Raw genomic sequence first — 25,440 nt, forward strand, 5'->3', positions numbered from 1 at the left:
TTTTGCGAGACCACCGGTAAGACGTCCAATATCTTTTTTCGGCGCAACTAGGTCGTGGAAAGTATTAAATCGGCTTAGAGACCAAAACTCGCTCGATACTCTTCGTCAGCGTCCGAACGGGTGTTGATTTCGACCAGTACGCCGCCCGGCACTTCACAAAAGAACCGCGAGCCGCGTTCATGCTTGAAAACAGCGGTTTTCATCGCGACGCCGGCCATGGCCATACGCTCATGGAGCGCGCGGACCTCGTCAAGCGTCGCCAGCTCAAAGCCGATGTGAAAGTTATGCGGCCATTCCACGAGGTGGTCGCCGGCATCCTCGATCACGATGTCGAATCCCGGGCGTTTCAGAATCCAACTCGCGCCGCGACCGGCGACAGTGCAGCCCAGATGCTGTTGGAAAAAGGTCGCCGTGGCGATGACATCGGACGACGGGAAGCTCGCGTGGTTGAGCTTCATTGCAGTGGTATTGAGGGTTTGTGTGGCTTGGGTGGTGATAGTGCTCATGTCGATCTCCGTGGTTGCGGAGCGCTTGCCGCGTTCCGTACGGAAATGTTACGAGCAAAAACTCGCGTTTTATACTCGCTTTGCGGCAGGTAGTCTTGGCGCCGCCGATGCCCCGAACTACGGGCGTTTCCGGCCGCGCGGCACGGTTTCAAGAGCGGCTTGCTCGCTTTTACCGGCGGGTTCCGAAGGCTTCCGGGAAGGCGCGCGCTCCGACATCATCGACAGATAGCCCTGCACTGCTGCTGTCACGCGGCGAGTCAGCCCGGCCGTGTCCGTCTCGCCGCGTTCGCCGGCAGCATCGACGAGACCGCGGATCATCGCGAACACATCGCGTGCGGCGACCTCCGTGTCCGCTTGTGGCGGCGAATCTTCCCGCGCGAGTATTTCCAGCAACAAGGTGCGCATGGACCCGGTATTCGGGATCGCACCGCGCAATTGCGGCCGGCTTTCTTCCACGTCGAGCAAGCGTGCGAGCGTGGGCCGCGCGAACTGCTGCCATACCGCCACGCGAATCAGATGATCGAGCGCGGCCGGCCCGCTTGCGTGATCGAGAGCGGCGAGCGCCTCCTTGTAGAAGCGTTCGTTCTCGCGTTTCATCAAGCCAACGGTCAGCGCGTCCTTGCCCGGGAAATACTGATAAAGCGACCCGATACTCACACCTGCGCGCTCGGCGACCGCGTTCGTATTGAAGCCTTCGAGCCCCTTCGTTTCAAGCACCTGCGCGGCGGCTTCGAGCAAGGTCTCGACCATGCGCGCCGAGCGCGGCTGGCGGGGCGCCCTGCGCGGTTTGAGCGGCGACGGAACCGGCTGTCGAGGCATCGCGTGTGAACTGGCTGCAGAGAAAACGTTATGACCGGACTGCCGATGCCGCGACAGGCGGAACCTGCGCCAGGTGCGGCAGCAGCTTGGTGACCATCGCGACCACGCCGAACGCGAGGATCACGAAGAACACCGCAAGCGGCGCGAGGATCTGCACCGAGAGAAAGCCGACCAGACCCATTGTCGCCGATGAAACCAGCAACAATGCGCAACCAAGGATCGCGCTCGTCAGCCCTGCAATATGCGGAAACAGCGAATTGCCCTTGGCCATCAACGTGGGATACATGGCGCCTGCGCAGAATCCCATCACGAGCACGGGCGTCGCCAGCGTCCACACGCGCAGGCCGACCGTCAGCGCAAGCAAAAGCATCACAACCGAGGTTCCCGCCATCACGCGCGCGCCGAGTTGCAACCGCTGTTCGGCGCTTGGCAGACGCGGGCCGTGAATGCGGTTCGAAAGCCCGCCGAGGAAATACATCATGCCGATACCCAGCGCCAGATAACCGAAATACGTCGGCGGTTTATGCAGCGTGTTCTGCACCATGAACGGCCCGACAATGTTGAACACGAGCAAGATGCTGTAGCACAGGCCCTGCGCGAGAAAACAGCTTTGAAACACCGGGCTCGCGAGCACCTTGCCCGCGTTGCTGATCAGCGTGCGCGGTTCCAGATGCACGGGCCGCCGCAACGTTTCACGATACCGCCACCACAACGCCCACATCACGAGCGAATAAACGAGCAGGAAAACGAGGCACGACTTCCAGCCGAACCAGGTCTGCAAATGCGCACCGATCACCGGCGCCACGATCGGCGCAAGTCCCCACGCTATCGACATATAAGTGAACGCGTGCAACAGCGCCTGGCCCGAGAACGAGTCGGTGATGATCGCTTTCGCGAGCAGGTTGGTCGTGGCGATGCCGAATCCTTGCAGGCATCGTGCAAGCAGGAAGGTTTCCAGGTTCGGCGCCGCGAGCGAAAGCAGGCAGCCGATCGTGAAGATCACCAGACCGAACGCCAGGACGGGCTTGCGGCCGTACGCATCGGCCACGGGTCCGAACACCAGTTGTCCCAACGCGTAGGCCACCATGTAGCCGGACACGCTCGACTGGATCGCCTGGGGCGACGTCGCGAAGAATTGCGCCATTGCGGGCAGCGCGGGTACATAGATGTCGATTGCAAGCTGTCCCGCCGATGCAAACAGGCAGATCAGAAACAGCAAAAAACGCGGCGAATTCTGTACGGGCGCGGGATGAACGGAAGGACTCGGGATCGTCTGGGTCATGAAGGCAATGAAGAGGGCTGCGGCGGCGTCGCTGCGTATTGTGCCTGTCGTCTCGAAAATCGACACGATGCCCATTGCGAACGCATGGTCTGGCGACGCCGCGTCGCAAGCACTTGACACGTATATTCCTCGTCAGGTATATAAACGATATGGAATCGACATTTGCTGTTATCGCCGAGCCGAGCCGCCGCGCCATCTTGAGTCTGCTGGCTTTGTCCGAGCAGACCGTGGGGGATATCGAGGAGAAGTTGAGCCTCTCGCAACCCTCGGTTTCGAAGCATCTTCGGGTGCTTCGCGAGGCGGGTTTTGTCGAGGCGCGCGTTGACGCGCAGCGGCGTGTCTACCGGATCAGGCCGGAACCGCTCGCTGAAATCGACGCCTGGCTCGCGCCGTTCCGCCGCTTCTGGTCGGGCCATGTCGACGCGCTCGAACGCCATCTCGACCAGATTGATCCTGCACCACGCACGAAGGAGAGAAAACGATGAGCAATCGCGACGAATACCGGCCAGGCCCGGCCGCCGGCGCCGAGATCCAGAAGGATGGCGAAAAATGGACGCTGGTTCTCACGCGAGAGTTGCGCCATGCGCCCGAGAAAGTGTGGAGCGCGTTGACGGACCCGGCCAGCCTGCGTGAATGGGCGCCCTTCGATGCCGACCGGAGCCTCGCGTCTGTTGGCCCCGTCAAGCTTTCAACGGTCGGCATGCCGACGCCGGTCATCTCCGAGACGAAGGTGACGCGTGCCGAGGCGCCTACTTTGCTCGAATATCGATGGGGCGACAACGACCTTCGATGGCAACTCGAACCGCTCAATGATGGCACACGGCTCACGTTATGGCACAACATCGACCGCAATTTCATATCGATGGGCGCAGCCGGATGGCATATCTGCCTCGATGTCCTCGACCAGTTCGTGGCCGGCGATCCGCTTGGGCGAATTGTAGGCGGTGAAGCAATGAGCTTTGATTGGCCGCGTCTCAAGACCGAATACGAGACGCTGTTCGGTATATGAAGGCCGGACGTTTCAGGAGAGGAACATGAATAAGGCGAGTCCGGTGGACGACGCGCTGGCCCCTGGGCTTATCGATGAAAAAATCGCCGGGCTCGGCGACTGGCGCGGCAAAACGTTAAGCAGGATGCGCGCGCTGATCAAGGACGCGGACCCCGAAGTCGTCGAGCAATGGAAGTGGATGGGCACGCCGGTCTGGTCGCACGACGGAATCATTTGCTCGGGCGAGTCGTATAAGTCGGTGGTGAAACTGACGTTTGCGAAAGGCGCTTCGTTGAAGGATCCGTCTAAGCTATTCAACTCGAGCCTCGATGGAAACACACGGCGCGCCATCGATATCCACGAGGGCGAGGAAATCGATTCCGCCGCGTTCAAAGCGCTTATTGGCGAAGCGGTCGCTCTCAATGCAACGGGTGTGAAAGCAAAGAAGAAAGCGAAACCTTGATCGGTTTTTTGAACTACTGCTTCCTGAGTTCTTCGGTAACGAAGTCAACGAATGCCCGCGCCACTTTGCGCGTGGAGCGCCCGAGCGGGAAATAAGCGTGGACGGGTAAGCCCGCCGTCTTGCAGTCGGCAAGAACGAGTACGAGCGACCCGCAGTTCAGTTCGTCCTGGCATCCCCACAAAGGCGCGGACGTGATTCCCAGGCCTCCCGTTGCGCACGCAATGGCGCCCGCTATTGAATTGGTCGAGATGTGGGGATGAAGCTCGACATCGACTGTTTTTCCATCGACTTCGAATCGCCATGAGGCCGCCCGCGTTGCGGCCGGGCCACCAACAATCCTGTGCCGCGTCAAGTCTTCGGGCACAAGCGGCGTTCCTGCGCGTTCCAGATAAGAAGGCGCGGCAACGATCACGCGCGGGATCGTCGCGATGAATCTGGATGTGCCCGATGCATCGGGAAGATTGCCCACGCGCAATGCAACATCGACCCCTTCGCGCACTACGTCCTGCCATTTATCATCGAGCAGCAGTTCAATGTTGAGCTGCGGATGACGCTCGGCGAAGATCGAGAGACGTGGCATCACCACACGCAGGCCCATTGTCGTTGTCATGCCGACCCGCAGCAACCCACGTAATTCCCCACTCTCACGCACGCTGTTTTCGGCGTCTTCCAGCGCTGCCAGAATGGGCTCGACACGAGCCAAAAATTCCGCGCCCGCCTCGGTCAAAACCACGGCGCGGGTACTTCTCGACAACAGCTTGGCGCCAAGTCCCGCTTCAAGGTCCGCAACCATTCGCGACACTTGCGACTGAGCCAGCCCGAACTCGCGCGCCGCCGCAGAAAAGCTCCCCAGATGCGCAACGCGCGCATACAGCTTGAGGCTCAAGAAGTCTTTCACGCGTCTGGTCCCTCCCGTGCGATGCGTCAGGCCGTCACTCATGCTAACCCAGCATAAATCTTAGCGATATCCAATGGCTACCGCCCTTTTGCACGAGGCCGCATTCTTCACTCACCGGCAGCGATGCGCAAACAACCGAAGCGCAACGCAACCGCCGAGCAAACCTCTCTTACGCAAAGGATGATTATCATGAACCGCAAAGTATTGATTACCGGCGCTACAGGCGACACGGGCCGCGCCGCCGTCAAGGAATCCATTAAAGCCGGGCTGACGGTGCGCGCGCTGGTGCGTCGTATCGACCAACGCTCCGCTGCGCTCGAAGCGCTCGGCGCACAAGTGGTGGTGGGCGACCTGCAAAATATCGATGAAATCCGCGCCGCAATGGAAGGCGTGGATGCCGCCTATCTCGTCTATCCGGTGGCGCCGGGACTGATCACCGCGACTGCCTATTTCGCACAGGCGGCGCGCGAAGCCGGCGTCTCGACCATCGTCAATCTCTCGCAGCGTTCGGCAAGCCGCACGTCGAAGAGCCCTTCATCGAAAGATCATTATGTCGCCGAGCAAATGCTGAGCGCATCGGGTCTGAACGTGATTCATCTGCGTCCCACCTACTTTCTCGAATGGCTTTTCTATCCGTGGCAACTGCCGCTGTTCCTTGAAAAAGGCATCTTGCGCATGCCGGTTGGCAAGGGACGGCATGCCGCTATCAGCGCTGAAGACCAGGGCCGCGTGATCGCTGCATTGCTGAAGAATCCGGACGGACATGGCGGCCAGACTTATCCGCTATTCGGGCCGGTCGAGATGGATCATGAACAGATGGCGGCGGAACTTAGCGAAGCGCTCGGCCGCAAGATCGTTTTCGAAGATGTATCGATCGATGAATACCGCCGTTCCATGCAATCGGCCGGCGTGCCGGACTACGTGGTCAACCACCTTTGCGCTGCAATGGACGACTACCAGCGCGGCGTGATGTCCGGCATGAACGATAACGTCGAAAAACTGACCGGACGCAAACCGATGAGCGTCGGGGAATTCGCCCGCGCTCATGCGGATCGCCTGAATCCGCAAGCTTCTTAACCTCGCATTCTCATACTGGAAAAATCATGAAAGTCATGGCCGTTGGATCGCTGGTTCCGCTTACCCCGGAACAGCTTGCGCACTACATGCCGACCGAAGTTCCCGCCACTTTGCAGTTGTACCTCGACGGCAAGATGGAACAATTCTGGATGCGGGAAAACGGAGTGGGCGTGATCTTCCTGATGAGCGTGGATTCCGTCGATGAAGCTAATCGGCTTTTAAAGGCGCTGCCGCTAGGCGTCGATAATCTGCTGACCTTCGAGCTTTATCCAATCGTTCCGCTCGCGCCGTTAGGTACTTTAATCAAACACTAAGCGTGATGCGCAAGGTCCGATAATCGGACCTCGCGCTTTCCTGGTTGTATCGACCCGCCTAATTGTCCGGATTCGCCAACACGAAGTTGCGCAACGCGCTGTACTCCGGGTCGATGATCTTGCCGTCTATCAAAACACCCCACGACGTATTGCCGCTATCCAGGCAGTAGTACATCACCGACTCGATGCTGTCCGTCTTGCGCGCGGCGTAAAACCGGGTGAGCCGCTCGGTGATATACGTCGCGCGGAACGCCTGACTGTCTTCCGGGTTGGCGTTCCACTCCGTGATCATGAAAGGCACGCCGTAGCGTTTCTTGCAGTAAGCGGGAAGGTCGAAATTGGGGCCGCCGCCGTTGACCCCGATATTGAAGATATCCCCGTAGACCTCGTAGTTATGCCACGTCGTCAAATCCCAGCGCAGTTGCGGATGACCCGTCGAGCCATCCGGCTGCACGCCGTCCCAAAGTGCGTCGGATGCGCCAATGTCTGCAACGCAAAAGTTGATGCCGCATTTCGCGGCCGGCTGAACCGACTTCACGCCGTCGATCATGCCGCGCATGACACCTCGCATGACGGGCCAGTTCGTGTTGTTGAAGTCCGTGACCCGATTGCCCGCGGACGATGAATCAATGACCGTTTGCGACCGGCGCGTCAGTTCATTGCCGCATTCGTACATGGTCACGCCGTAGGGCATGAGTGCAGCGGCTACGGTCGAGCCTGACTGGTAACCCTGGTTATACGCAATGGCCTCGCTGCCCCAGACAGTGCCGGACGCGTCTGTCAGGCTTTCATCGATGCAGACGAAGAGACTAATGCCCGTTCCGACAAAAGCCTTGGCCATGTTCACCAGCGCGTTCAGCGACCGTGTGTCGAAGCACGTCAACCGATACGTGGTGCATCCGAGTGCCTGAAGGATCGCCACGGTTTGTGCCGGCGTATAGAGGTAATCGTAGTGCCCGTTCATCCCGTAGAACATGCCCGACGCAACGTTGACAGAAGAGTCCGTTGCTACGTTCGTTTGTTCGGGCACTGCAACCTCGGACGCAGCGCCGCTCGCCGCTGCGGGTGCTGCGGCGACGGGAGGATCGGCGGTCACCACACTGGCGCCAGCCGGCGATGCCGCGACACTCACGCCTTTTGAACCGGCGGCTCCATCTGATCCGCCACCACCGCCGCCTCCGCAAGCAGAAAGCATGTAGCTGCCGCCGACAGCGCAAACACGAGTTAAAAATGAACGGCGACTGAGCATGACGAGTTCCCCGACATCCGGATGGCGGACGGCGTTAGTTTTGTATGACGAAATGTTGGACCGTTGCGGGTAAAACATTTGCAGGCGGTCATTGAGAAAAACGGCGCCAATCCAAGCGCGCTTTCATCCGCATTAACGGCACATGCGTCCGAATGTTTAGCGTCTGCTGAAGATTTTTATGACTGGACGAATTGAAGAAGGGCGTCGTAGCAACGCCTTAATGAGGGTCGGAGTGCGCGAGCCGTCGGCAGCGAAGCGATTGACCCGACTTTTTCTTTGCCAAATATAGCGTAGGGATACTTATCAAATGGCAGCGCCGTTGAATTCGGCGAAGCGGTTTTCGTTATATTTTTTAGTTACACCGCTCGCCTGGCAATCTCAACCTTGTCGGGAAGGCCTCAAACGTTCCCATTTAAGGTCTGAGAAACACGGGCCTTGGGTCGCCTCGCTGAACTTGACGTCGTTGTGCTCGGCGTTCCATTCCATGACCTGAACGTTACCGTCAACATCCACGGTCAGATCCCAACCGACACAACGTGCGAACGGAATTTTCTTGTGCAGATCGAGCACGGTGGCGACGCATTTTGAAAAGGCCGGGATGCTCAAGCCATCGAATTTGATCTTGGAATCCGGATGCTCTTCAAGTGCCATCCAATTGGCAAGATATCCTTGCGCATACAGTTTTCCGCTCGCGAGATCAACGGGAACACAGATCTCGCTGTCCGGTTGTATGTGGGTGTCCTTCATCCTGCCGAGACGTAAAAAGCAGGCGCGGATGGAAATCACGCCGGCGTCGTCTACAACCGATGTAAGCCGCAGCGTGGCAACGGCATTGGACGCGAAGTCATTGAACATTTTGTGCTGGACAATGAACCGCTGGATCACACCGTTTCCTAGCGACCTGATTGCATCGACATTGAAGTTCTCGCGACTGAAAAAGAACACGCCCTTGCCTTGCAAGGAATTGTCGAGCTTGAAGACGATGTTCTCAGCGCGTCCAAAGACAAATTCCTCTACTTCAGCTTGAGGAATTGCGATGTGGTCGGAGGTAAAGAACAGGTCGTTGACGAAGTAAGCAATGTCCGGGAAAGTGTCGCTGCTGAAAATGATGCGAGACAAAGGCTTTAGGCTTGAGATCTTTCCGTAAGGACCTTTCATTTTGGGTACAACTACACTCCCGTAATAATTATCGGGAATCCAGCCTTCCTTGAAGGTACCGGTGAAAGCCGCATACACACGCAGCCAGGGAGCGTAGCGACTGTTGCCAAGCACCTCTTGCGCGTATGTATCGGCCAGCCTCAAGTTGACGGGGTCGGTCTTGCCATGCTTCTTCTCAAGCACCTTGAATATGGTCTTTGCTTGCGACTCATGGTCTTTGTCGAACTTGTGGCGGGCAGCTTTTTTAATGGACTTTCTGACTAGTGTTTCAACATCGACGCGCATCGTGCATGTTCCGTTTCTTTACGAGTTTGTTAGGCAGCCAATGCCATCCTTTGTGCTGACAGTTCGAGCAAGATGGATGCCTTCTATTGGCCAGGCGCACAGTAAGTCACGGACCCGTGCATTGGTCAATAGCGATAATAAGAACGTAAGCTTTCGCGATATAGATATTAAGAATTGCTGAGCATATCGAACTATCAGAAATTCGTTACAGGACTATGGCGAAAACGGCTACCAGCAAGCGCTGGCGCAACGCCTCTGAATTCCTCAGCTTAATCGGCCATTAGCTCCGGACTTTGCGCCGCTCGGTGCGTCATATCATTTCAGCGGTTTATGCTTCACTGCAGCATAAACGCTATCATGCAAGCCGGGCAATAAAGCCTGACTTCCATCGATCATGTTCTTTCCCAGTTATCGACTTGACGGCACCGGCTCGACCCCGACTCTTGAAGCACTAGCGGCGGTTATCCGGGACCTGTTTCCAATCACCGCCCTTCAATCACCCTGCACTTTCGAGATTTTCTGGAAGTTAAAATCGCCTGGGCTGCGTCCTGCAACGCCTTACGGTTTCTCTCGATCGCGGCACGGAATCTCCAGTCAGCACTGAGGCACTATGGAACCCGTTACGATCGTCATCTGCAACTACAACTACGAGCGCTTCCTTTCGCAAGCAATCGAGTCGGCACTTGCGCAGGACTATCCGGCCACACGTGTCGTAATCGTTGACGACGGGTCGACCGACGGGTCGCGCGCACTCATCGAAAGTTATGGGTCACGCATTTCGTCTGTCTTCAAGGAAAACGGCGGCCAGGTGTCGGCCTACAATCGCGCTGTCGATCTGATCGATACCGAGTACGCGATCCTGCTGGATTCAGACGACGTTCTCTATGCCAGCGCGGTGTCGGACGTAATGCAGGTGTTCAATAGCGGCGATTATGCGAAGGTCCAGTTCCGGCTCGACGTGATCGATTCCGCGGGCGGCATGATGGGCGTTCACGTGCCGCACTCGGAACCGCCATCGGACTGCGGCACCTTGCTCAGGCAAGGCTGGTTATATCCGTCGCCACCGGCATCGGGCAATGCGTATCGCGTCAGCGCGCTCAAGCAGATTTTTCCCGTGCCGGAATCGGGCATCAACCGCTATGGCGCGGATTTCTACGCCATCTATGGTGTCGTGCTGCTGGGTTCGGTTGCAACGATTCCCAAGTCGCTCGGTGGGTATCGGGTGCATCATACGAGTGCGCCGAGCGTGTCATTTGCCAATGCAGAAAGCATGGTCAAGGGATCGAGCGCGCTCAGCATGCGATGGGCGACCTTGCAGGATATCGCGCGCTCGCGCCTGAAAGTCGATTTGCCGGTATCGTTTCACGACTTCTCTCACGAGAAAGCGCATTTTTGCTCCCGCGTTTATCGCGCACCGCTTGCAACACGCTGGCGCTGGATGACGCGGGAGTCGCAAAGCTATTTGCATTCGATCATTGCAAACCCGTTCTGGAGCCTTAAAAAGAAAGTGGGTACGCTCGTGTTGTCGAGCATGTGCCTTGTACCTTATTCGCCGTTGTCGGATTTCGCGGTCCGTTATATCGCCAATCCGCTAGGCCGCCGCCGTGCTGTAGCGCGTCAGGCGAGCTAAGGCGACTTAAGGCGAATAAACACGCCGCTTGGCGAGCTTGATCAAAGAAGCATGGATAAAAAAGAAAACGCCAAGATTCTAGTGTTCGTGTACGGCGGGTATGTGATGAGGTATCTGTACCTCATCATTGTGATCCCATTTTACGGACGTGTGCTTGGCGTAACGGAATACGGGCGCGTGCTTGCAGCCATGTCGCTCATGAACGTGATCTGGATGCTCGCAAGCTACGGCTTCACTTTCGTTGGCATGCGCGACGTTGCGAAGTCCCCCGAGCGCAGCCATCACAACGATGTGTTTTCGCTGCATTCCAGCGCGCGGATCTTTACGGGCGCCGTCGGTCTGGCAGTAGGTGTCATCGCCACATTGTGCTCGCCCACGCTCTCCGAGCGGCCACTCATGGGGCTGTTGGCGACCATGCTCGGCCTCGTGTCTGCATTAAACCTTGGCTGGCTGTTTCAGGGACGTCAGCGATTTCGCACGCCGATCATTATTGAAGTGATCGGCTTTGCGATCAGCCTGGTTCTGATTCTTTCAATAGTCAGAGGACCGCAGGACTCGGTCTGGGTGGTCGCGAGCCTCTTGATAGCGGGCGTGATTTCGTCGGTGATCTCGTATGGGCTGACGTTTGCGCATGTGGGTTTGCCACGGTTCCGCGTGAGCGGCGTGATGCAACTCATGCGCGGCTCCACCATGCTGTTCGCGTACTCAACGGGATCGGCGGTGCTGACGGCATCGTCGACTTATTTGCTTACGCTGTTGTCGACGCCAGACCAGGTCGGATATTTCGGCGCTGCCGAGCGCTTTGCGACCATCGGGCTGAGCCTGATGGGCCCGGCCGCGCAAGTTTTTATCCCGACCATTTCAAGGCAACTCGCGCAAGGCGATACCGACGGCGCTCGTGCAAGCAGCCGGCGTGGCGCGACCTTGTTGATGGGTTACGGAGTACTCGCGTTGCTGGCTGCGCTGAGCCTTTCGCCATTCCTCATGCCGTTGATTCTCGGCAAGGCGTTCACTCCGAGCGCGCATGTCTTGCAGTGTCTCGCCGTGATGTTCCCGTTCGCCGCGTTCAACGAGTTCGTCGCGTTCTATGTATTTGTGCCGCGCCAGAAAGATCGTCTGCTGGCAATTGCCGGAATCACATCGGGTCTTGCCAATCTCGCTGCAGCGCTGTTTCTGGCGCCACTGTATGGCGCAATGGGCATGGCCGTTGCGCGCGTGACTGGAGAGGCGGCGCTCACCATCATGCTGATCGGTCTGATGATTCGATCGGACATGATTGGATTGATTCCGGGCGTTGGCCGCGCGACTGCGATGGCGCGCGGCGTCTTTCAGCATGCAGGACGCAAGGATTCGTAAGCCTTTTACGCAATCCGGAACAGCAACTGCCCTTCGTCGTTGAAAACTTTTACGCTGAGAAAATCGTGAAGATATCCCGAGGGTTGGAGCGCATCGATCTGCGACACATCCAGCGTGGAAGTCAACGCGATCACTCGTGACGACGCTGCAAGTCCCGACTTGATCCCCGCTGCCGAATCCTCGAATACGAGGGCCTGTTCGGGTTCGGCGCCCAACGCTTTCGCGCCCGCGATAAAACCATCCGGTGCGGGCTTGCCCCGCGCAATGTCGTCGGACGTGAACAGAAACCTGGGAATCGGCAGTCCTGCTGCCTGCATGCGCCGTATTGCGAGAGGCCGTTCGGCGGAAGTTACGACGGCCCAGCGATCGTCGGCAAGCGACTCCAGCAACGCCCGCGCGCCCGGTATTTCGACAATGCCGTCTACGTCGTCGAGTTCGCGTTGCTTCAGCGCCGCTGTATCGGCTTCTATGTCCGTTCCCGCAGGCGCCAGTGCGCGGACTGTATCGATCACGCGCCGCCCCTGGCATTCGCGCAGGACCATGGCGGCGTCGAGCCCGTGTTGCGCCGCCCAGTCCGTGTAAGCACGGATCACAGGCGCGTGCGAGTTGATCAACGTTCCATCCATATCGAAGAGAAGACAGGAAGCGCGGAATTCGACTTGAGTAAGCAGCATGAGGAAGATGAGTGAGGGATATCAATGAGGTGCGGCATGGTCGATTCATGCGGATGCAAAACGACCAGCGGTCCATTCGATTCTATTTTCAAAGTCAGGCAGTCTCGGCGTGTTGACGACTTCAAGCGGCGAGCCGTGAGCATACCTTGCATCGGAAAATACCGGGAAGCGTCGGTTTAAAGCACGCGTGCCACCGGGGAACATCAAAAGATTTTTATGTGATGAACACGCTGCCATCTAGATCTGCTTCCATGCACCTGCCTTCGATGAACCCAGCACCGCATCGATGATTTGCGCCGACCGATAACCATCGTCGAAAGTCGGCAGGCCGTCGCGCGTCTCGCCGCGAATGACTGCGTAGGTATCGGCAACGAAGGCTTCGAAGCATTGCGCATAGCCTTGCGCGTGACCCGCCGGCAACGTCGCGAGACGCCGCTGCTCGGCGCTGCCGCGCGATGGATCGCGCACGAACAAGCGAGTCGAGTCGCGTTCGCCAAGCCACAACTTTTCGGGTTCTTCCTGATCGAATACGAGGCTCGCGTTGGCGCCATCGATTTCGAACCACAAGCGGTTCTTGCGACCTGCCGATACCTGGCTCACGGTCAGCGTTGTCAGCACGCCCGTGGCCGTGCGGAACAACGCGCCGGCAATGTCCTCGGTCGTCACGGCTTTGCGCGGCGCCGATGCATCGGCCGTCACCGCCGAGAAGGTCGCCACCGATCCAGCCGGCCGGTCCTTCATGGTGGTTTGAAGCGTCGCCACAACCGATTCGAAGCGGTCGCCGCTGATCCATTCAATCAGGTCGCACCAGTGCGAGCCGATGTCGGCAAACGCGCGCGACGGACCGCCTAGCGCGGCGTCGACGCGCCAGTTCGTATCGTCGCGACCGAGCAGCCAGTCCTGAAGATAACTTCCGTGCATCAGTTGCAGCGCGCCGACGGTGCCGTCCTGCACGAGCGCGCGCGCTTCACGGACCATCGGGTGATATCGATAAACAAATGGAACGGCCGCCACACGTTGCGCCGACCGGGCAGCATCCGCTAGCGCCTTTGCATCGGCGAGACGGGTTGCAAGCGGCTTCTCACAGATCACGTGCTTGCCGGCGGCAAGCGCCGCCATGGCGATCGGGTAATGCGTTGCATTCGGCGTGCAGATATGAATGACATCGACCGACGAGTCGCCGATGGCTTCTTCGACGTTTGAATAAGCGCGTTCAATCCCGAGTTGAGCTGCGGCCTCAATGGCGCGTTCCGGGCTCGAGGTTGCGATGCCCCTGATCTGAGCGCCCGCCAGACGGCTCGCCCTTGAATGAACTGCGCCCATCATGCCGGCGCCGACGATCGCGACGCCCAGCGCTCCAGACAGTTTTGTCTCAGCCATTTTTTTAAACTCCTTTTGGTTTGAACGGACAATACCGGCGCCCGACTCGCACGGACATTTTCGTATTATTTAATTCGATTTCCGACATAGATACTATGCCTGTCGACGCGAGAATTAACCAAGCAGCCAACGCTCGGACTCGGAAGTGAAAAAGACAGTAACCGGCTCTGTCAATTTGCGCACGCATCTGCAAACATGGCGACCCCGACTTCCGACTTCCAGGCAGCAACGTTCCAATGGCATCGAGTAAAGCGCATCACGCCACGGGCTTTGCGGCCGGCGTCATGGCGGCAAGTGTGGTTGCCCATAGCGGCGCGGCAGGGCCGTTTCATGTGTGGGTCCTGTTGAGTTTCATGGCCGCGGTCGCGGGCGGCACCGCGCCGGACTGGCTCGAAGTCGCGTGGTGGTCGCGCAAGCGCCGGCTGTGGGTCACGCACCGTACCGTCACTCATTGGGGCATTGGATGGATTGCGCTGCTGGTGATTTCGTACCGGTGGCTGGGACATGATCGGCTTGCCGCGCCGGCGTTTGGCTTTGCGTGCGGCGGCTTGATGCATCTGCTCGCCGACTGGCCCAACCCGCTCGGCGTTCCGTGGTTCACCACGCGTCATTCGCTCAATTGGTGGAACAGCGGCCATTGCGACCTGCTGGTTGTCGGGGCTTCATGGACTGCGGCGTGGTTCGTCGCCGGCCATGCCGGGCTGCACGACATCTACAGTCTTACGCACTTGACACGCTGGATAACGCGCTAAGCCCAGTCCTTCAGGAAGCCTACTTCAAAAGCCGCCACTTGGTCGTGCGGCCGATCCCGAATTGCTTTGCTGCGGCGTTGCGATTATCGCAGCATGAATCGAGCGCGCGGAAACAAAGCAATCAACTCATAGTCGACCATGAGCGAGAGTTAATGCCAACCGGGCAAGAAGAATCCGCGCTGCCGCATACGCGTAAACGCTTAGCATCAAAAGTCCCACCCGTTTCTTGACTTCCCACAATCACCGCTTAAACTTAACTTCATGGTTAAGTATTCCGAAGCGGCCTTGAACCGCACATTCACCGCCCTGGCCGACCCGACGCGCCGCGCGCTTCTCGCACGTCTGTCCGCCGGCGCGGACTTGTCCGTGAGCGAACTCGCACAGCCGTTCGCCATGTCGTTGCCCGCCGTGATGAAGCATCTAGACGTGTTGTCGGATGCCGGGCTGATCACGCGGACCAAGACGGGACGCACCGTCGCTTGCCGGCTCGCCGCCGGACCGATGGAGGAAGCCATGCAATGGCTCGCCCGTTACGAGCGCTTCTGGACCGATACCCTCGATCGCCTTGCCGCCTTTGTGGAGGAAGACCCATGTCCGACAAACCCAGCCTCACGCTTCAGCGCCGAATCAACGCCAGTCCCGCCAAAATCTTCGCCGCGTGGACGGAACCGTCGCAACTCGTGAAGTGGATGCATCCCGCCAATAACAACGTGATTCGCGCTGAGATGGACGTGCGCGTCGGCGGCCGGTTTCGCATCGTCATGCGCACGCCGGCTGGCGAAGAGCACGACGTAAGCGGCGTATTCAAGGAAGTCGTGCAAGACGAAAAACTCGTCTACACCTGGGCTTGGCGCAGCACGCCCGAACGCGAATCGCTTGTCACGTTCACGCTCAGGCGCGACGGCGAACTCACTCTGCTCACACTCAAGCACGAGCAGTTCTTCGATGAAACCGCACGCGACAACCACGAGTCCGGCTGGAACGAAATCCTCGACGGACTTGTACGGGAATTCGCCTGATCACTGGAGGAGGACGCAAGATGGAACAGCACCCGGTAGTTTCACAAGACGAATGGTTTGCCGCGCAAAAGGCGCATCTCGCCGATGAAAAGGCGTTGACCCATGCGCGCGATGCGCTTGCCGAAAAGCGACGCGCGTTGCCGTGGGTAAAGGTCGAAAAGCGTTATACGTTCGATACGCCGCATGGCCGCAAGACGCTTGCCGAACTCTTCAACGGACGCAGCCAGCTGATCGTGTATCACTTCATGCTGGGGCCGGACTGGGAAGCGGGATGCATCGGCTGCTCATTCGTGTCGGATCATGTGGACGGTGCGTTGATGCATGTCGAGCAACGCGACGTTGCTTACGTTGCGGTATCGCGTGCGCCTCTTTCGAAAATAGAAGCCTTCAAGAGGCGCATGGGCTGGCACTTCAAATGGGTATCGTCATTTGGCAGCGACTTCAATTTCGACCATCACGTTTCGTTCACGCCAGAGCAGCGCGCCACCGGCAAGATCGAATACAACTTCGAGACGCACGAAACCACAGAGCCTGGCTTTGACAGCGACGAGATGCCCGGCGTCAGCGTCTTCTACAAAGACGAGGCGGGCGATGTGTTCCGCACTTTCTCGGCGTATGGACGTGGCGTGGAACCGCTTATCGGCGCTTACGATTTGCTCGACCTCACGCCGAAGGGACGCGACGAGGAACACGGCATGACGGACTGGATGCGGCATCACGATCGCTACGACAACACGCAGCATAAAGCGGAAGGAAGTTGTCATTGAAGAGTCTGTCCACGCAGGACTGGCCGCTCCGATGGCGCGGCCAGTCGAAGCTTCCTCGTATTTACCCGTGCCGCCGTAAACCCTGAGCGCCCGGATCTTGTAACCGCTCCATTCATCGCCTATTCTCTGAAACGTTTCAGTCGATGCCGAATGGGTGATCCATGAGCGTGCCTGACAGAGCCCTTCCCACGCTGCGCGATGTCGCGAATGCGGCGAAGGTGTCTGTTGGCACGGCGTCGAAGGTGCTGTCCGGTGCTTCTGGCGTAAGCGCCGAGCGCGCTCGCCGCGTCTGGGATGCGGCGCGTCTTATTGGATACCGGCGTAACGGAATCGCGGCCGACCTACGCCGTGGCCGCCCTACTTCCATTGGCCTGGTCCTTCCTGATCTCACCAACCAGTTTTTCGTCGACGTCGCGCGCGCCCTCGAAAACCATGCGTTGCAGCATGGTTATCAGTTGATCCTGGCTCACGCCAACGAAGATCCTGAGCGCGAAACCGAACGCATCCGCTTTGTCATGTCGCGTCAGGTGGCGGGCATGATCATCATTCCGTGCAGCGGTTACCAGCACGCAATAACCGAGGCTCGCGAATGCAACGTGCCACTCGTGATGGCGGATCGCGTGGACGACACTTTCCCCGCGAACACGGTTACGACCAACAGCCGTAGCGCTGCCGCCGATGGCACCGCGCACCTGATCGCGCTCGGGCACCAACGCATCACGTTCCTCGTCAACACGCTTGATCTCGTCAATTCGCGAGAACGCGCGGACGCTTATGTCGATGCAATGCGTAACGCGCATCTTGCCAAATACATTGCAGTGGTCGAGTGCGGCATGACGGCCACGCAAAGCCATGCAGCAACCCTCAAGGTATTGAGCGGTTCAATGCGTCCGACCGCCCTCTTCACTGGCTGCAACGTGACAACGCTGGGCGCGCTGCGCGCCATCCGCGACGCCGACTTGCGTATTCCAACGGACGTGTCGCTCCTTTCCTTCGATGACGCCCCCTGGATGTCCGTGCTGCGTCCCTATCTGACGTCGATACGTCAGCCTGTGGAGGCCATCGGCCATGCCATCTGGCAGTTGATGCTCAAGCTCTTGAACGGTGAGCAGCACGAATTCGTTCACTTGAGTTTCAAAGCCGAATTGCTGGTGCGTGAAAGCACCTCGTATGCATCTGCCGAAACAGCCGTACCCGGATGAAACGTTTCAGATGAAATCACAACCTCAATACTGGAGACATGGCAAATGGACCTTGAGAAAAGCACACTGACGCGCGTGACTGCGCGGCTAGTCCCCTTCCTGATGCTTTGCTATTTCATCGCTTATCTGGATCGTGTGAACGTGGGTTTTGCCGCGTTGCAGATGAACAAGGATCTTGGCTTTTCGCCCAGCGCATTCGGCTTCGGCGCGGGCATTTTCTTCATTGCGTATTTCTTCTTCGAGGTGCCGTCCAATCTGCTGCTCGAAAAATTCGGCGCACGGAAATGGATCGCGCGGATCATGTTCACGTGGGGAATTCTTGCAGCCGCGATGGCTTTCATTCCGCACATCGCGCAATACACGGGCATGACCTCCGCGCACGTCTTCTACACGCTGCGTGTGCTGCTCGGGATCGCCGAAGCGGGGTTTTTTCCCGGCATCATCTTCTTGCTGACGCTCTGGTTTCCCGCCGCTTATCGCGGTCGCGTGGTCGGCTATTTCATGGTCGCGATCCCGTTGTCGACGGTCATCGGTGCGCCTATCTCGGGCGCCCTCCTGAACCTCGATAAACTCGGCGGCCTTGCCGGATGGCAGTGGGTCTACTTGATCGAAGCGTTGCCTGCTTTGTTCCTTGCGTTCGTGGTGTTCTTCTATCTCACCGATAAACCCGCCGACGCGAAGTGGCTCACCGACGACCAGCGCAACTGGCTCGTCAACCGTCAAGCGGAGGAACGCCGGCAACGCGAAGCCGTGCGCAGTTTCAGCGTGAAGGAAGCCTTGTTCAATCCGCGTGTGCTCGCGGTCGCGCTGATCTATTTCGGCGCAAACGCTACGAACTACGGCCTGAGCTTTTTCCTGCCGCAAATCGTGAAAGGCTTCGGCCTGACGAATGTGCAAACGGGGCTGGTGACGTCCTTGCCTTACATCGTAGGCGCAATCAGCATGGTGTACTGGGGACGTCACTCGGACCGCAAGCTCGAGCGCAAATGGCATGTGGCAATCGCGTTGCTGGTCGCGGCTGGCGGGATCGCGGCATCGACGGCGCTGGATAATCCGGTGCTGAAGATGATCGCGCTTTCGATCGCCGGCTTTGGCATCTTCGGTTGCCTGCCGGTCATCTGGACTTTGCCTGCTGCATTCCTCTCGGGCGCGGCGGCTGCCGGCGGCATTGCAGCGGTGAATTCGCTCGGCAATCTTGCGGGGTTTTTTGGGCCCTATGCGATGGGCTGGATCAAGGACAGTACCGGCAGTTTTGCCGCTGGTTTGTTGTGTCTGTCGGGCGCGGGACTGGTCGGTGTGGCAGCCGTGCTATTGCTGAAACACGATACGGCTCTGGAAAACGCGCCACGCCCGACGTTCGCCGAAGAACGCCATACGTAAATGGCATGACGAGGTTTTTCCGCTCGCAACGACGTCCTGTCGCGAGTGAAAAACCCGTCTTCAAACCGTTGCCCTGAAGATGCGCTCTCGAGTCTCCAGATGGTCGATAAGCGCCTTTCCTGCCGGCTCAGAAAACCATTGCGCGTGGCCAAGCAAATAGCCATCGTAAGCAACATCCGCGTTTTGCTGCGACCCGAGCGTCGCGTGGAAATACGCGACCTCGGAAAGCGCAAACTCCGTATGAACGATCGGCAATATTGCCACGAGCGCCGCATATTCGTCATCGCTCAAGGGCGTGCGCGATTCATATCCGTTCAGCAACGCATCGACATGATCCAGGTGCACCTGACGAGCGTCTTGCGCCGATAACCACTCGATGGCATTTCGCTCGATCGCGACCGCGAGATCGTAGACGGCGCACGTCCGGTCCGATAAACCAAAGTCGAGGATGGTGCTGACTCGAGCGCCGGGTGTGTCGCTGGTCCAGAGAAGGTTGGACGCGTGCCAGTCGCCGTGCGTCCAGAGCGGGCGCAGTGCGGGCAGCAGAGGCGCCAGCCGCGCGTGCCAGGGCAAGATGACCCGCGTCACGTCCGAACGCCAGTCACGCCCTTGCAACGCGTTGAGCAGCGACGGTTGCGCGCCGATCCATCGGTCAAGTGCGTCGATGAGGCCGGCGTCATTGAGCGCCCGAAAACTCGAAAGCAGCGGACGGATGGGCCGCGCCGGCGCAGCGAAATCTTGCGCTGCGACGTGCAGGCGCGCGAGCATGTGCCCGGCTGCGAACGCATGGGAAGTATCGGCGAAAGGCGTCCACGACATCGCTTTCCGATACACATCCACGCCCGCCGCCGCCCGATGCACCTCGTACGTCCATTCGCCACGGACCACTGCCGTGTCGCCGTCTGGCGTGGCGAGAATATCCGCGACCGGCAGTCCGTGCGACGCGAGGTGCGCGATAAACGCGTGCTCTTCCGCGAGCCCTTGCACGTCGCGGATGCTTGCGTGATGCCGCTTCATGAAGAGCGTGTCGCCGCTCGACGTGTCGATCAGCACCGCTGCAGAAAACGGCCGCGGGCTATGCCACGTGAGTCCGGTCACGGCGCCGATAAAAGGAAACTGCTCGAACACCGCCTCGGCTTCTTCACGCGTGATCAACGGCCAGTCGCGCTCAGCCTGCTCGCCATCTACGCCGAACTGCAAAGGCGCAAACTCTGTAGACGATTCACCAGGCGGAGGCGTTTTTGCTGTCGACATGTTCATTCTCAGGCCGCGCGTGGCGTTTGCGTGGGTTCGGCACGCGCAGCGGCGCGGCTCCAGTCACGCAAGCCGATCAGCGCCAGCACGACAAAGAGCGCATAGAGCCCTGACGTCGGGTAAAGACCCTTGAACACAAACATCCCGACATAAACAACATCCACCGCGATCCAGAGCCACCACGACGCTATATAGCGCCGCGCGGTCCAGTACTGCGCAACGAGACTGAACGCTGTCAGCGACGCATCCACATACGGCAACGCCGCGTCCGTTAGCCGCGCCATCAACGAGCCGAGCACTACGCTTCCAATGATCGCGAGCAGTACGCCGGACCCGAGCGCCATTGGCGTAACAGCTTGCACACGCACTTCGGCGGACTCCGCTGGCGAATTCAGCTTTCTTTGCTCGAGCCAGACCCACCATCCGTAGATTTGCAATACGGCAAAAGCGCCCTGCAACAGCATGTCGGAGTACAGCTTTGCATCGAAGAAAATCCAGCCATATAGCGCCACCGATACCAACCCTACCGGCCAGCACAGCATCTTGCGTCGAGCGGTCAGCCAGATAGCGAACGCGCTTACGATCACACCGATGATTTCCAGAACGGACATTACGTTAGCCTCGATTCGGGGACGCGTGAAAGCGCGGCATTAGAGACATTCCTAGAAATCATAAGTCAACGATAAACGCGCAGTGCGCGGCGCGCCGAGGAACAAATATGCATCGCCTTGAAGCTCGCCGCTATCCTGCCAGTAGTATTTGTTGAAGAGGTTATCAATAGAGAGCCGTACCACGGTCTTATGACCGCCGAGCTTGGTCGTATAACGCGCGCCGAGATTGAACACGAAATAGGACGGCACGCTCGCCGTGCCCTCTTCATTAGCCGCCTTGCTGCCGCTGTAATTGACGCCGCCCAGCAAATCGAGTCCCGCAACATGGGGCACCGCATAGTCCGCATAAAGCGCCGCGCTCAGTCGCGGCACGTTGATCACTTGATGCCCTTCGTAGGCAGGCGTGCCCGAGTCGTACGCACGCGCCCTGATCGCGGCAATGCTTGCCGTTAGCGTAAGCCGGTCCGTCGCCCGTCCCGCTGCGCTCAACTCGATACCCTGATGACGCTCGGTCCCCTGTTGCGTGAACGTATAACCTGCATCGGATGAATCAGGTTTCGCGTATTCGAACGGCTTGTTGATTGCAAACACCGCAGCCGTGAGATTCAGCCGATCGAGCCAGTCATACTTGGCGCCGACTTCAACCTGATTGGACACGACCGGCGGAAGAAACACATAGGCGTTGCTTGCCCGCACCGGTGCCTGATCGCCGAGCGAAAGGGCCTTGCTATAGGACGCATAAAGCGAAAGCGGTGCGACCGGCTTATACACGACGGCCACTTGCGGCAAGAAGATGGATCGGTCGGTGTCGGTAGCCGGGCCATCCATTTCAGTCCAGCTTCGTTGACGCAACAACACGCCGCGTCCTCCGGCGAGAATCTGCCAATGATCGTTGAACGTGATCCGGTCCGTGCCAAAGACCGAATACTGGCGTGAATCGAGTTGCGGAAAAGAAGCACTCGGGGAATTCGGCGATGGATCGAACGTGAGGTTCGGTCCGTAAATATTTTCGCTGCCAACGTAGTCGTACACCGCGTTCGAAAGCTCGACCACACGGCGCTGCACGCTGGCGCCGAACGTCACGTCATGCTTGAGCGACCCGGTCGAAAACTTTCCGGTAAGCACGGCGCGAACCTCGTTGTTACGCCGATACTCCCCTGGGCTGCGATAGTCGTACACATCGAAATCGCCATTCGATGCAAAGAAAAACGGCGATGTACCGCCCGCCCCGCAACTTGCGACGTAGCCGCAACCATAGGCGAACGCAACGTTGTCGTCGATCATCGTATGGCTGCGGCTAGCGGCTATGTAGCCTTGCCAGTTGTCGTTGAAGCTGTAGTCGAACCGGGTGTTGAGATTCAGTGCGTCGGTGGTCACGGGTTTTGTCCACGGTTGCAATCCGAGCAGCTTCGATGCCGACGCTGCGGGCGGCACCGCTGTCCCACCCAGCAACTGATACCCCGACGCCGAACGCTGGATCAGCTGCTGGAACTCGGCATCGAATTGCAGGCTCGCGCGCGGGCTGATGATCCAGTCGGCCGCAATCGAGCCGAACGTGCGGCGGCCGTTCGCGCCATCGACGTACGAGTGGATATTCTCCTTCGCGGCATTGATTCGCAACCCGAACTGATTCTGGTCTCCAAAGCGCCGCCCGAGATCGACAGCTGCGGAAGTCGAACCGCGGCTGTCGATATCGGTTGTGATGCTCGCGGCATTCTGCGGGCGCTTGGTCACGAAGTTGATGATTCCGCCGGGCGCCACCACGCCGCTTTCTATGCCTGCAAGCCCCTTCAGAATTTCGACGCGATCCTTGTTTTCCAGCGCGACATTCTGCTCGCCGGAAATGGTCAAACCATTGATCTTGATGGCGCTGGCAAGGTCGATCGGGAAACCGCGAATGGTAAAGCCTTGATAGTAGCCAACGGGTGCATAGTCATTGTTGACCGATGCGTCGTTGCGAACCACATCGCTTAGGAGCTTTGCCTGCTGGTCATCGAGTTGCGCGCGCGTGACGACCGATACCGACGCAGGCGTATCCCGCAGCGGCGTTTCATCGAAGCCGGCAACAGAAGCGGTGCGCGCCCGATAGTCGCTGTAATGCGTAGCGCTCACGCTAACCGCCGGAAGTTCGGCGACGCTATTTGGCGCAGTTGGCGCAGTTGGTTCAGCCGCCTGCGCAAACGCTGCCTGCATGCCGAACACGGTAGTGACGGCAACCATGACAACAGATTTTCGATGCGAAAAAAAGTGCGATTGATGCGAAAACCGCGCCTGTATAAGTCTTTTATTCTTCATTGTTTTGGATAATGCCGACAGGCGTCGCTGGCCCATGCCGATAATCAAAAGAAAGCGGATTTTTTTGCTAAGAACAAATTAAATGCGCCTAAGCGAAAAGGCTTTGGCGATTTTTAGAACCCCGCTTGTTCCGCTGCAGGCCACATAGTACAGATAAACCGTTCGGCCCAAATCAGTAAGTCGATGCCTTGACGATCTCGGCCACGCCCGTGCGTTTCACGCCTTGCGGGGCCAACCAACGCTCGACGGCATCGAGCATGGCGGGATCGGCAAGCAGATCCCAATGACCCAGCGAGCCCATGCTGCGAACCTCGGCATGCGGTGCGACGATCTTGAATGCCGCGGGATAAAGAGATGCATCGAAACACTCGTCATTGTCACCCGACAAGACCAGCACGGGTATATCCGGGCCAATAGGTTCCTTATTCGTGACCCAGAGTCCCGGACCGAACGCGAGCGTTGTATTGAACGACCAGCTTGCAATATAACGCTCGTCGAGCGCGCGGGCCGCGGGAGCAAACTCGACCACCGTATTGCCATTGAATTGCGTCATGCCTAACGCGCTGAGCAAGCTAAGCAACCGCAAGCGCACTCCGCGCAGACGCACCCATCCGCCAAAATAAGGACGGTTGACAGGCGAGCCGAGCCCAAGAAACGGCGCCAGAAACAAATAAGCCGATACCCGCCGATGCAGCGGACTGCGCGAGATGGCGAGAATGAGACCACCGCCTGCTGAGTGACCGCCCAATACGATCGCGGAACCGCGGTGACGGCGCGCGGCGAACGTAACGAATTCAGCGATATCCGAAACCATCTGACGGGGTTCATCGACAGCGTGACCTGGGACACCTGGCGAAAGGCCGTGGCCACGCATGTCGAGCGTATATACGTCGGCAATGTCGCGCAGCGAAAGGTGCTGCGCCAGCGCGTTCATCTGATCGCCGAAACATCCTGCGCCATGCACGAGAATCACCACGCGGCGTGTGCTGCGCGAAGCGTAATGGCGATACGCCATCGGGTAGTTATCGGAGGTCGCAAACGCCTCGTGCGGCGGCAGAACAGCTTGCATTGCGTCAGGCGTAACAGCGCCTCCCGCTGACGCAAGCCGCTCGAAGCTTGCCCGCGTCAGGTCGGAGTGGACGGACTTGCTGAAGGCGCTGACGGCACGCGCATAGCCGAAAAGAGTACGCCAGCTGAGTTGAGTATCACGCATCTTGGTTGTCGTTCGCGAGACTCAGTCCTGCTTGGTGCCGCTCACGATCATCACGGGCAGACCCGCGACAAAACGTCCGGTGCGGCCGCGCTCTTCGAACTCCGCAATCCATCGCGTCACTTCGTCGTCGGTGAATAACTTGCGTGCATGCATGCCCGCAAGCACGCTCTTGAAATCGAGGATCTTGTTGACCGATTGCGGATCGAATGCGCTCACGCTGCGCATGCTGAACGTGACGTCGCGCAGGCCCGCGTCGTGGAACATGGCGTACAGATCGCGAGCGAGATAAGGATTGACGCAAGACTCCGCGATCGACTGCATGATGCGCCCCGTCAGCACGTAGTCGCTGCTTGCAACCCAGCATCCCGGCATGTCCGGTTCACTCACTACAATGCGCCCGCCCGGCCGCGTGACGCGAATCATCTCCTTGAGCGCTTCTTCGGGCCTTGGAACGTGGATCAGCACGCGGTCTGCGCGCACGGCATCGAAACTATGTGCCGGGACGCCGAGCTCGTTGGCCGGCGCACTCCTGAAACTAAGCGATGGCACATCCGCATGACGACGGCGCGCTTCTTCGAGCATGGCTTCGCTCAGATCGAACCCCACTGCGCTGCCGCCGGGCGCAACCTGCAAGGCCAGCTTGCCGAGATCGTCGCCGGGTCCGCAGCCTATGTCGGCGATATGCATGCCGGGCTTGAGCCCCATTAACTCGAACGTCTCCTGCTTGTAGACGCGAAACGAATCGAGCGCCTGCATGACGTCGAGACGTGCGACAAAAGTGTCCGCATCAACGGAATCGACACGCGAAAAATCACCGAGCTGGGAAGGGGATCGTGGATGGGTCATCGTGCCGCCTGATGGTCGATAT

At 58.7% G+C, this 25,440-nt stretch carries 26 protein-coding genes; 13 read left to right on the forward strand and 13 right to left on the reverse strand.

Annotated elements, in window-relative coordinates:
* Positions 1-74: 74 nt before the first annotated feature.
* From ASG35_RS16255 to ASG35_RS16265, 3 genes are all read right to left on the reverse strand, one after another.
* Entirely contained in the window at positions 75-506 is a 432-nt protein-coding gene (locus ASG35_RS16255; protein WP_235527568.1) for a VOC family protein, read from the reverse strand.
* Between the two features lie 117 nt (positions 507-623).
* Positions 624-1,325 carry a TetR/AcrR family transcriptional regulator gene (locus tag ASG35_RS16260; RefSeq protein WP_082508414.1) on the reverse strand — a complete coding sequence of 234 codons (702 nt, stop codon included), beginning with the start codon at positions 1,323-1,325 and terminating at the stop codon, positions 624-626.
* Between the two features lie 28 nt (positions 1,326-1,353).
* Positions 1,354-2,607, reverse strand: coding sequence for a multidrug effflux MFS transporter (locus tag ASG35_RS16265; protein WP_056360742.1), 1,254 nt, complete (start codon positions 2,605-2,607; stop codon positions 1,354-1,356).
* A 149-nt stretch (positions 2,608-2,756) separates the two neighbouring features.
* Here ASG35_RS16265 and ASG35_RS16270 point away from each other — a divergent pair, with 149 nt between their 5' ends.
* Genes ASG35_RS16270 through ASG35_RS16280 form a run of 3 tightly spaced genes read left to right on the forward strand, consistent with a single transcriptional unit; the run spans position 2,757 to position 4,058 of the window.
* Positions 2,757-3,092, forward strand: a complete 336-nt coding sequence (locus ASG35_RS16270) for an ArsR/SmtB family transcription factor (protein ID WP_056359356.1) — start codon at positions 2,757-2,759, stop codon at positions 3,090-3,092.
* A complete protein-coding gene (locus tag ASG35_RS16275) occupies positions 3,089-3,616 on the forward strand; it encodes an SRPBCC family protein (protein WP_056359359.1) in 528 nt (175 codons plus the stop codon). Before ASG35_RS16270 ends, ASG35_RS16275 begins: the two co-directional genes overlap by 4 nt.
* A 25-nt stretch (positions 3,617-3,641) precedes the next feature.
* Positions 3,642-4,058 carry a DUF1801 domain-containing protein gene (locus ASG35_RS16280; protein WP_056359361.1) on the forward strand — a complete coding sequence of 139 codons (417 nt, stop codon included), beginning with the start codon at positions 3,642-3,644 and terminating at the stop codon, positions 4,056-4,058.
* A 13-nt stretch (positions 4,059-4,071) separates the two neighbouring features.
* On the opposite strand, the gene ASG35_RS16285 is transcribed toward ASG35_RS16280, so the two are convergent.
* Entirely contained in the window at positions 4,072-4,956 is an 885-nt protein-coding gene (locus ASG35_RS16285; protein WP_056360746.1) for a LysR family transcriptional regulator, read from the reverse strand.
* A gap of 189 nt (positions 4,957-5,145) precedes the next feature.
* On the opposite strand from ASG35_RS16285, the gene ASG35_RS16290 reads away from it, so the two are divergent.
* Together ASG35_RS16290 and ASG35_RS16295 are read left to right on the forward strand one after the other, a co-directional pair.
* The gene (locus ASG35_RS16290) at positions 5,146-6,033 is read left to right on the forward strand and encodes an NmrA family NAD(P)-binding protein (RefSeq protein ID WP_056360749.1); all 888 of its coding nucleotides are present in this window, start codon (positions 5,146-5,148) and stop codon (positions 6,031-6,033) included.
* A gap of 26 nt (positions 6,034-6,059) precedes the next feature.
* Positions 6,060-6,347: a hypothetical protein gene (locus ASG35_RS16295; protein ID WP_056359364.1), complete on the forward strand. Its 288-nt coding sequence runs from the start codon at positions 6,060-6,062 to the stop codon at positions 6,345-6,347.
* Between the two features lie 58 nt (positions 6,348-6,405).
* Here ASG35_RS16295 and ASG35_RS16300 read toward each other — a convergent pair whose 3' ends face one another.
* The gene (locus ASG35_RS16300) at positions 6,406-7,542 is read right to left on the reverse strand and encodes a hypothetical protein (RefSeq protein ID WP_442854843.1); all 1,137 of its coding nucleotides are present in this window, start codon (positions 7,540-7,542) and stop codon (positions 6,406-6,408) included.
* A gap of 432 nt (positions 7,543-7,974) precedes the next feature.
* Complete coding sequence (locus ASG35_RS16305) at positions 7,975-9,039, reverse strand: sugar-transfer associated ATP-grasp domain-containing protein (RefSeq protein ID WP_200945742.1); 1,065 nt, start codon at positions 9,037-9,039, stop codon at positions 7,975-7,977.
* A gap of 610 nt (positions 9,040-9,649) precedes the next feature.
* Here ASG35_RS16305 and ASG35_RS16310 point away from each other — a divergent pair.
* Both ASG35_RS16310 and ASG35_RS16315 read left to right on the forward strand, forming a co-directional pair.
* Positions 9,650-10,669, forward strand: coding sequence for a glycosyltransferase family 2 protein (locus tag ASG35_RS16310; RefSeq protein WP_056359367.1), 1,020 nt, complete (start codon positions 9,650-9,652; stop codon positions 10,667-10,669).
* A 51-nt stretch (positions 10,670-10,720) separates the two neighbouring features.
* The gene (locus tag ASG35_RS16315; RefSeq protein WP_056359370.1) at positions 10,721-12,025 is read left to right on the forward strand and encodes a lipopolysaccharide biosynthesis protein; all 1,305 of its coding nucleotides are present in this window, start codon (positions 10,721-10,723) and stop codon (positions 12,023-12,025) included.
* Positions 12,026-12,030: 5 nt separating this feature from the next.
* Here ASG35_RS16315 and ASG35_RS16320 read toward each other — a convergent pair whose 3' ends face one another.
* Positions 12,031-12,699, reverse strand: a complete 669-nt coding sequence (locus ASG35_RS16320) for an HAD-IA family hydrolase (RefSeq protein WP_056359374.1) — start codon at positions 12,697-12,699, stop codon at positions 12,031-12,033.
* A 237-nt stretch (positions 12,700-12,936) separates the two neighbouring features.
* Positions 12,937-14,079, reverse strand: a complete 1,143-nt coding sequence (locus tag ASG35_RS16325; RefSeq protein ID WP_056359377.1) for a Gfo/Idh/MocA family protein — start codon at positions 14,077-14,079, stop codon at positions 12,937-12,939.
* Between the two features lie 236 nt (positions 14,080-14,315).
* Between ASG35_RS16325 and ASG35_RS16330 the strand changes: the two genes are divergently transcribed.
* The 6 genes from ASG35_RS16330 (at position 14,316) to ASG35_RS16355 (ending at position 19,199) form a co-directional block, all read left to right on the forward strand.
* Positions 14,316-14,831: a metal-dependent hydrolase gene (locus tag ASG35_RS16330; protein ID WP_056359382.1), complete on the forward strand. Its 516-nt coding sequence runs from the start codon at positions 14,316-14,318 to the stop codon at positions 14,829-14,831.
* Between the two features lie 285 nt (positions 14,832-15,116).
* Positions 15,117-15,515, forward strand: coding sequence for an ArsR/SmtB family transcription factor (locus ASG35_RS16335; protein ID WP_235527569.1), 399 nt, complete (start codon positions 15,117-15,119; stop codon positions 15,513-15,515).
* Positions 15,422-15,850, forward strand: a complete 429-nt coding sequence (locus ASG35_RS16340) for an SRPBCC family protein (protein ID WP_056359388.1) — start codon at positions 15,422-15,424, stop codon at positions 15,848-15,850. Before ASG35_RS16335 ends, ASG35_RS16340 begins: the two co-directional genes overlap by 94 nt.
* Positions 15,851-15,870: 20 nt before the next feature.
* On the forward strand, positions 15,871-16,617 hold the full coding sequence (locus ASG35_RS16345; protein WP_056359391.1) for a DUF899 domain-containing protein: 747 nt from the start codon (positions 15,871-15,873) through the stop codon (positions 16,615-16,617).
* 161 nt (positions 16,618-16,778) lie between these two features.
* On the forward strand, positions 16,779-17,819 hold the full coding sequence (locus ASG35_RS16350; protein WP_056359394.1) for a LacI family DNA-binding transcriptional regulator: 1,041 nt from the start codon (positions 16,779-16,781) through the stop codon (positions 17,817-17,819).
* 45 nt (positions 17,820-17,864) lie between these two features.
* Positions 17,865-19,199 (forward strand): MFS transporter, encoded by a 1,335-nt coding sequence (locus ASG35_RS16355; RefSeq protein ID WP_056359398.1) that lies wholly within the window; start codon positions 17,865-17,867, stop codon positions 19,197-19,199.
* A 60-nt stretch (positions 19,200-19,259) separates the two neighbouring features.
* On the opposite strand, the gene ASG35_RS16360 is transcribed toward ASG35_RS16355, so the two are convergent.
* From ASG35_RS16360 to ASG35_RS16380, 5 genes are all read right to left on the reverse strand, one after another.
* A complete protein-coding gene (locus tag ASG35_RS16360) occupies positions 19,260-20,453 on the reverse strand; it encodes a phosphotransferase enzyme family protein (RefSeq protein WP_056360762.1) in 1,194 nt (397 codons plus the stop codon).
* Between the two features lie 8 nt (positions 20,454-20,461).
* Positions 20,462-21,064, reverse strand: a complete 603-nt coding sequence (pnuC, locus tag ASG35_RS16365; protein ID WP_056359401.1) for a nicotinamide riboside transporter PnuC — start codon at positions 21,062-21,064, stop codon at positions 20,462-20,464.
* A 51-nt stretch (positions 21,065-21,115) separates the two neighbouring features.
* Positions 21,116-23,284, reverse strand: coding sequence for a TonB-dependent siderophore receptor (locus ASG35_RS16370; protein WP_156393198.1), 2,169 nt, complete (start codon positions 23,282-23,284; stop codon positions 21,116-21,118).
* 247 nt (positions 23,285-23,531) lie between these two features.
* Positions 23,532-24,572, reverse strand: a complete 1,041-nt coding sequence (locus ASG35_RS16375) for an alpha/beta hydrolase (RefSeq protein WP_056359404.1) — start codon at positions 24,570-24,572, stop codon at positions 23,532-23,534.
* Positions 24,573-24,593: 21 nt separating this feature from the next.
* Positions 24,594-25,418, reverse strand: a complete 825-nt coding sequence (locus ASG35_RS16380) for a methyltransferase domain-containing protein (protein ID WP_056359406.1) — start codon at positions 25,416-25,418, stop codon at positions 24,594-24,596.
* Positions 25,419-25,440: the final 22 nt, after the last annotated feature.

The sequence above is a fragment of the Burkholderia sp. Leaf177 genome, from assembly GCF_001424345.1.
GTDB lineage: Bacteria > Pseudomonadota > Gammaproteobacteria > Burkholderiales > Burkholderiaceae > Caballeronia.

Coding starts and splice junctions, on each gene's coding strand:
- ASG35_RS16255 (WP_235527568.1), bottom strand. CDS start 506: ATGAGCACTATCACCACCCAAGCCACACAAACCCTCAATACCACTGCA.
- ASG35_RS16260 (WP_082508414.1), bottom strand. CDS start 1,325: ATGCCTCGACAGCCGGTTCCGTCGCCGCTCAAACCGCGCAGGGCGCCC.
- ASG35_RS16265 (WP_056360742.1), bottom strand. CDS start 2,607: ATGACCCAGACGATCCCGAGTCCTTCCGTTCATCCCGCGCCCGTACAG.
- ASG35_RS16270 (WP_056359356.1), top strand. CDS start 2,757: ATGGAATCGACATTTGCTGTTATCGCCGAGCCGAGCCGCCGCGCCATC.
- ASG35_RS16275 (WP_056359359.1), top strand. CDS start 3,089: ATGAGCAATCGCGACGAATACCGGCCAGGCCCGGCCGCCGGCGCCGAG.
- ASG35_RS16280 (WP_056359361.1), top strand. CDS start 3,642: ATGAATAAGGCGAGTCCGGTGGACGACGCGCTGGCCCCTGGGCTTATC.
- ASG35_RS16290 (WP_056360749.1), top strand. CDS start 5,146: ATGAACCGCAAAGTATTGATTACCGGCGCTACAGGCGACACGGGCCGC.
- ASG35_RS16295 (WP_056359364.1), top strand. CDS start 6,060: ATGAAAGTCATGGCCGTTGGATCGCTGGTTCCGCTTACCCCGGAACAG.
- ASG35_RS16300 (WP_442854843.1), bottom strand. CDS start 7,542: ATGCTTTCTGCTTGCGGAGGCGGCGGTGGTGGCGGATCAGATGGAGCC.
- ASG35_RS16305 (WP_200945742.1), bottom strand. CDS start 9,039: ATGCGCGTCGATGTTGAAACACTAGTCAGAAAGTCCATTAAAAAAGCT.
- ASG35_RS16310 (WP_056359367.1), top strand. CDS start 9,650: ATGGAACCCGTTACGATCGTCATCTGCAACTACAACTACGAGCGCTTC.
- ASG35_RS16315 (WP_056359370.1), top strand. CDS start 10,721: ATGGATAAAAAAGAAAACGCCAAGATTCTAGTGTTCGTGTACGGCGGG.
- ASG35_RS16320 (WP_056359374.1), bottom strand. CDS start 12,699: ATGCTGCTTACTCAAGTCGAATTCCGCGCTTCCTGTCTTCTCTTCGAT.
- ASG35_RS16325 (WP_056359377.1), bottom strand. CDS start 14,079: ATGGCTGAGACAAAACTGTCTGGAGCGCTGGGCGTCGCGATCGTCGGC.
- ASG35_RS16330 (WP_056359382.1), top strand. CDS start 14,316: ATGGCATCGAGTAAAGCGCATCACGCCACGGGCTTTGCGGCCGGCGTC.
- ASG35_RS16340 (WP_056359388.1), top strand. CDS start 15,422: ATGTCCGACAAACCCAGCCTCACGCTTCAGCGCCGAATCAACGCCAGT.
- ASG35_RS16345 (WP_056359391.1), top strand. CDS start 15,871: ATGGAACAGCACCCGGTAGTTTCACAAGACGAATGGTTTGCCGCGCAA.
- ASG35_RS16350 (WP_056359394.1), top strand. CDS start 16,779: ATGAGCGTGCCTGACAGAGCCCTTCCCACGCTGCGCGATGTCGCGAAT.
- ASG35_RS16355 (WP_056359398.1), top strand. CDS start 17,865: ATGGACCTTGAGAAAAGCACACTGACGCGCGTGACTGCGCGGCTAGTC.
- ASG35_RS16360 (WP_056360762.1), bottom strand. CDS start 20,453: ATGTCGACAGCAAAAACGCCTCCGCCTGGTGAATCGTCTACAGAGTTT.
- pnuC (WP_056359401.1), bottom strand. CDS start 21,064: ATGTCCGTTCTGGAAATCATCGGTGTGATCGTAAGCGCGTTCGCTATC.
- ASG35_RS16370 (WP_156393198.1), bottom strand. CDS start 23,284: ATGGTTGCCGTCACTACCGTGTTCGGCATGCAGGCAGCGTTTGCGCAG.
- ASG35_RS16375 (WP_056359404.1), bottom strand. CDS start 24,572: ATGCGTGATACTCAACTCAGCTGGCGTACTCTTTTCGGCTATGCGCGT.
- ASG35_RS16380 (WP_056359406.1), bottom strand. CDS start 25,418: ATGACCCATCCACGATCCCCTTCCCAGCTCGGTGATTTTTCGCGTGTC.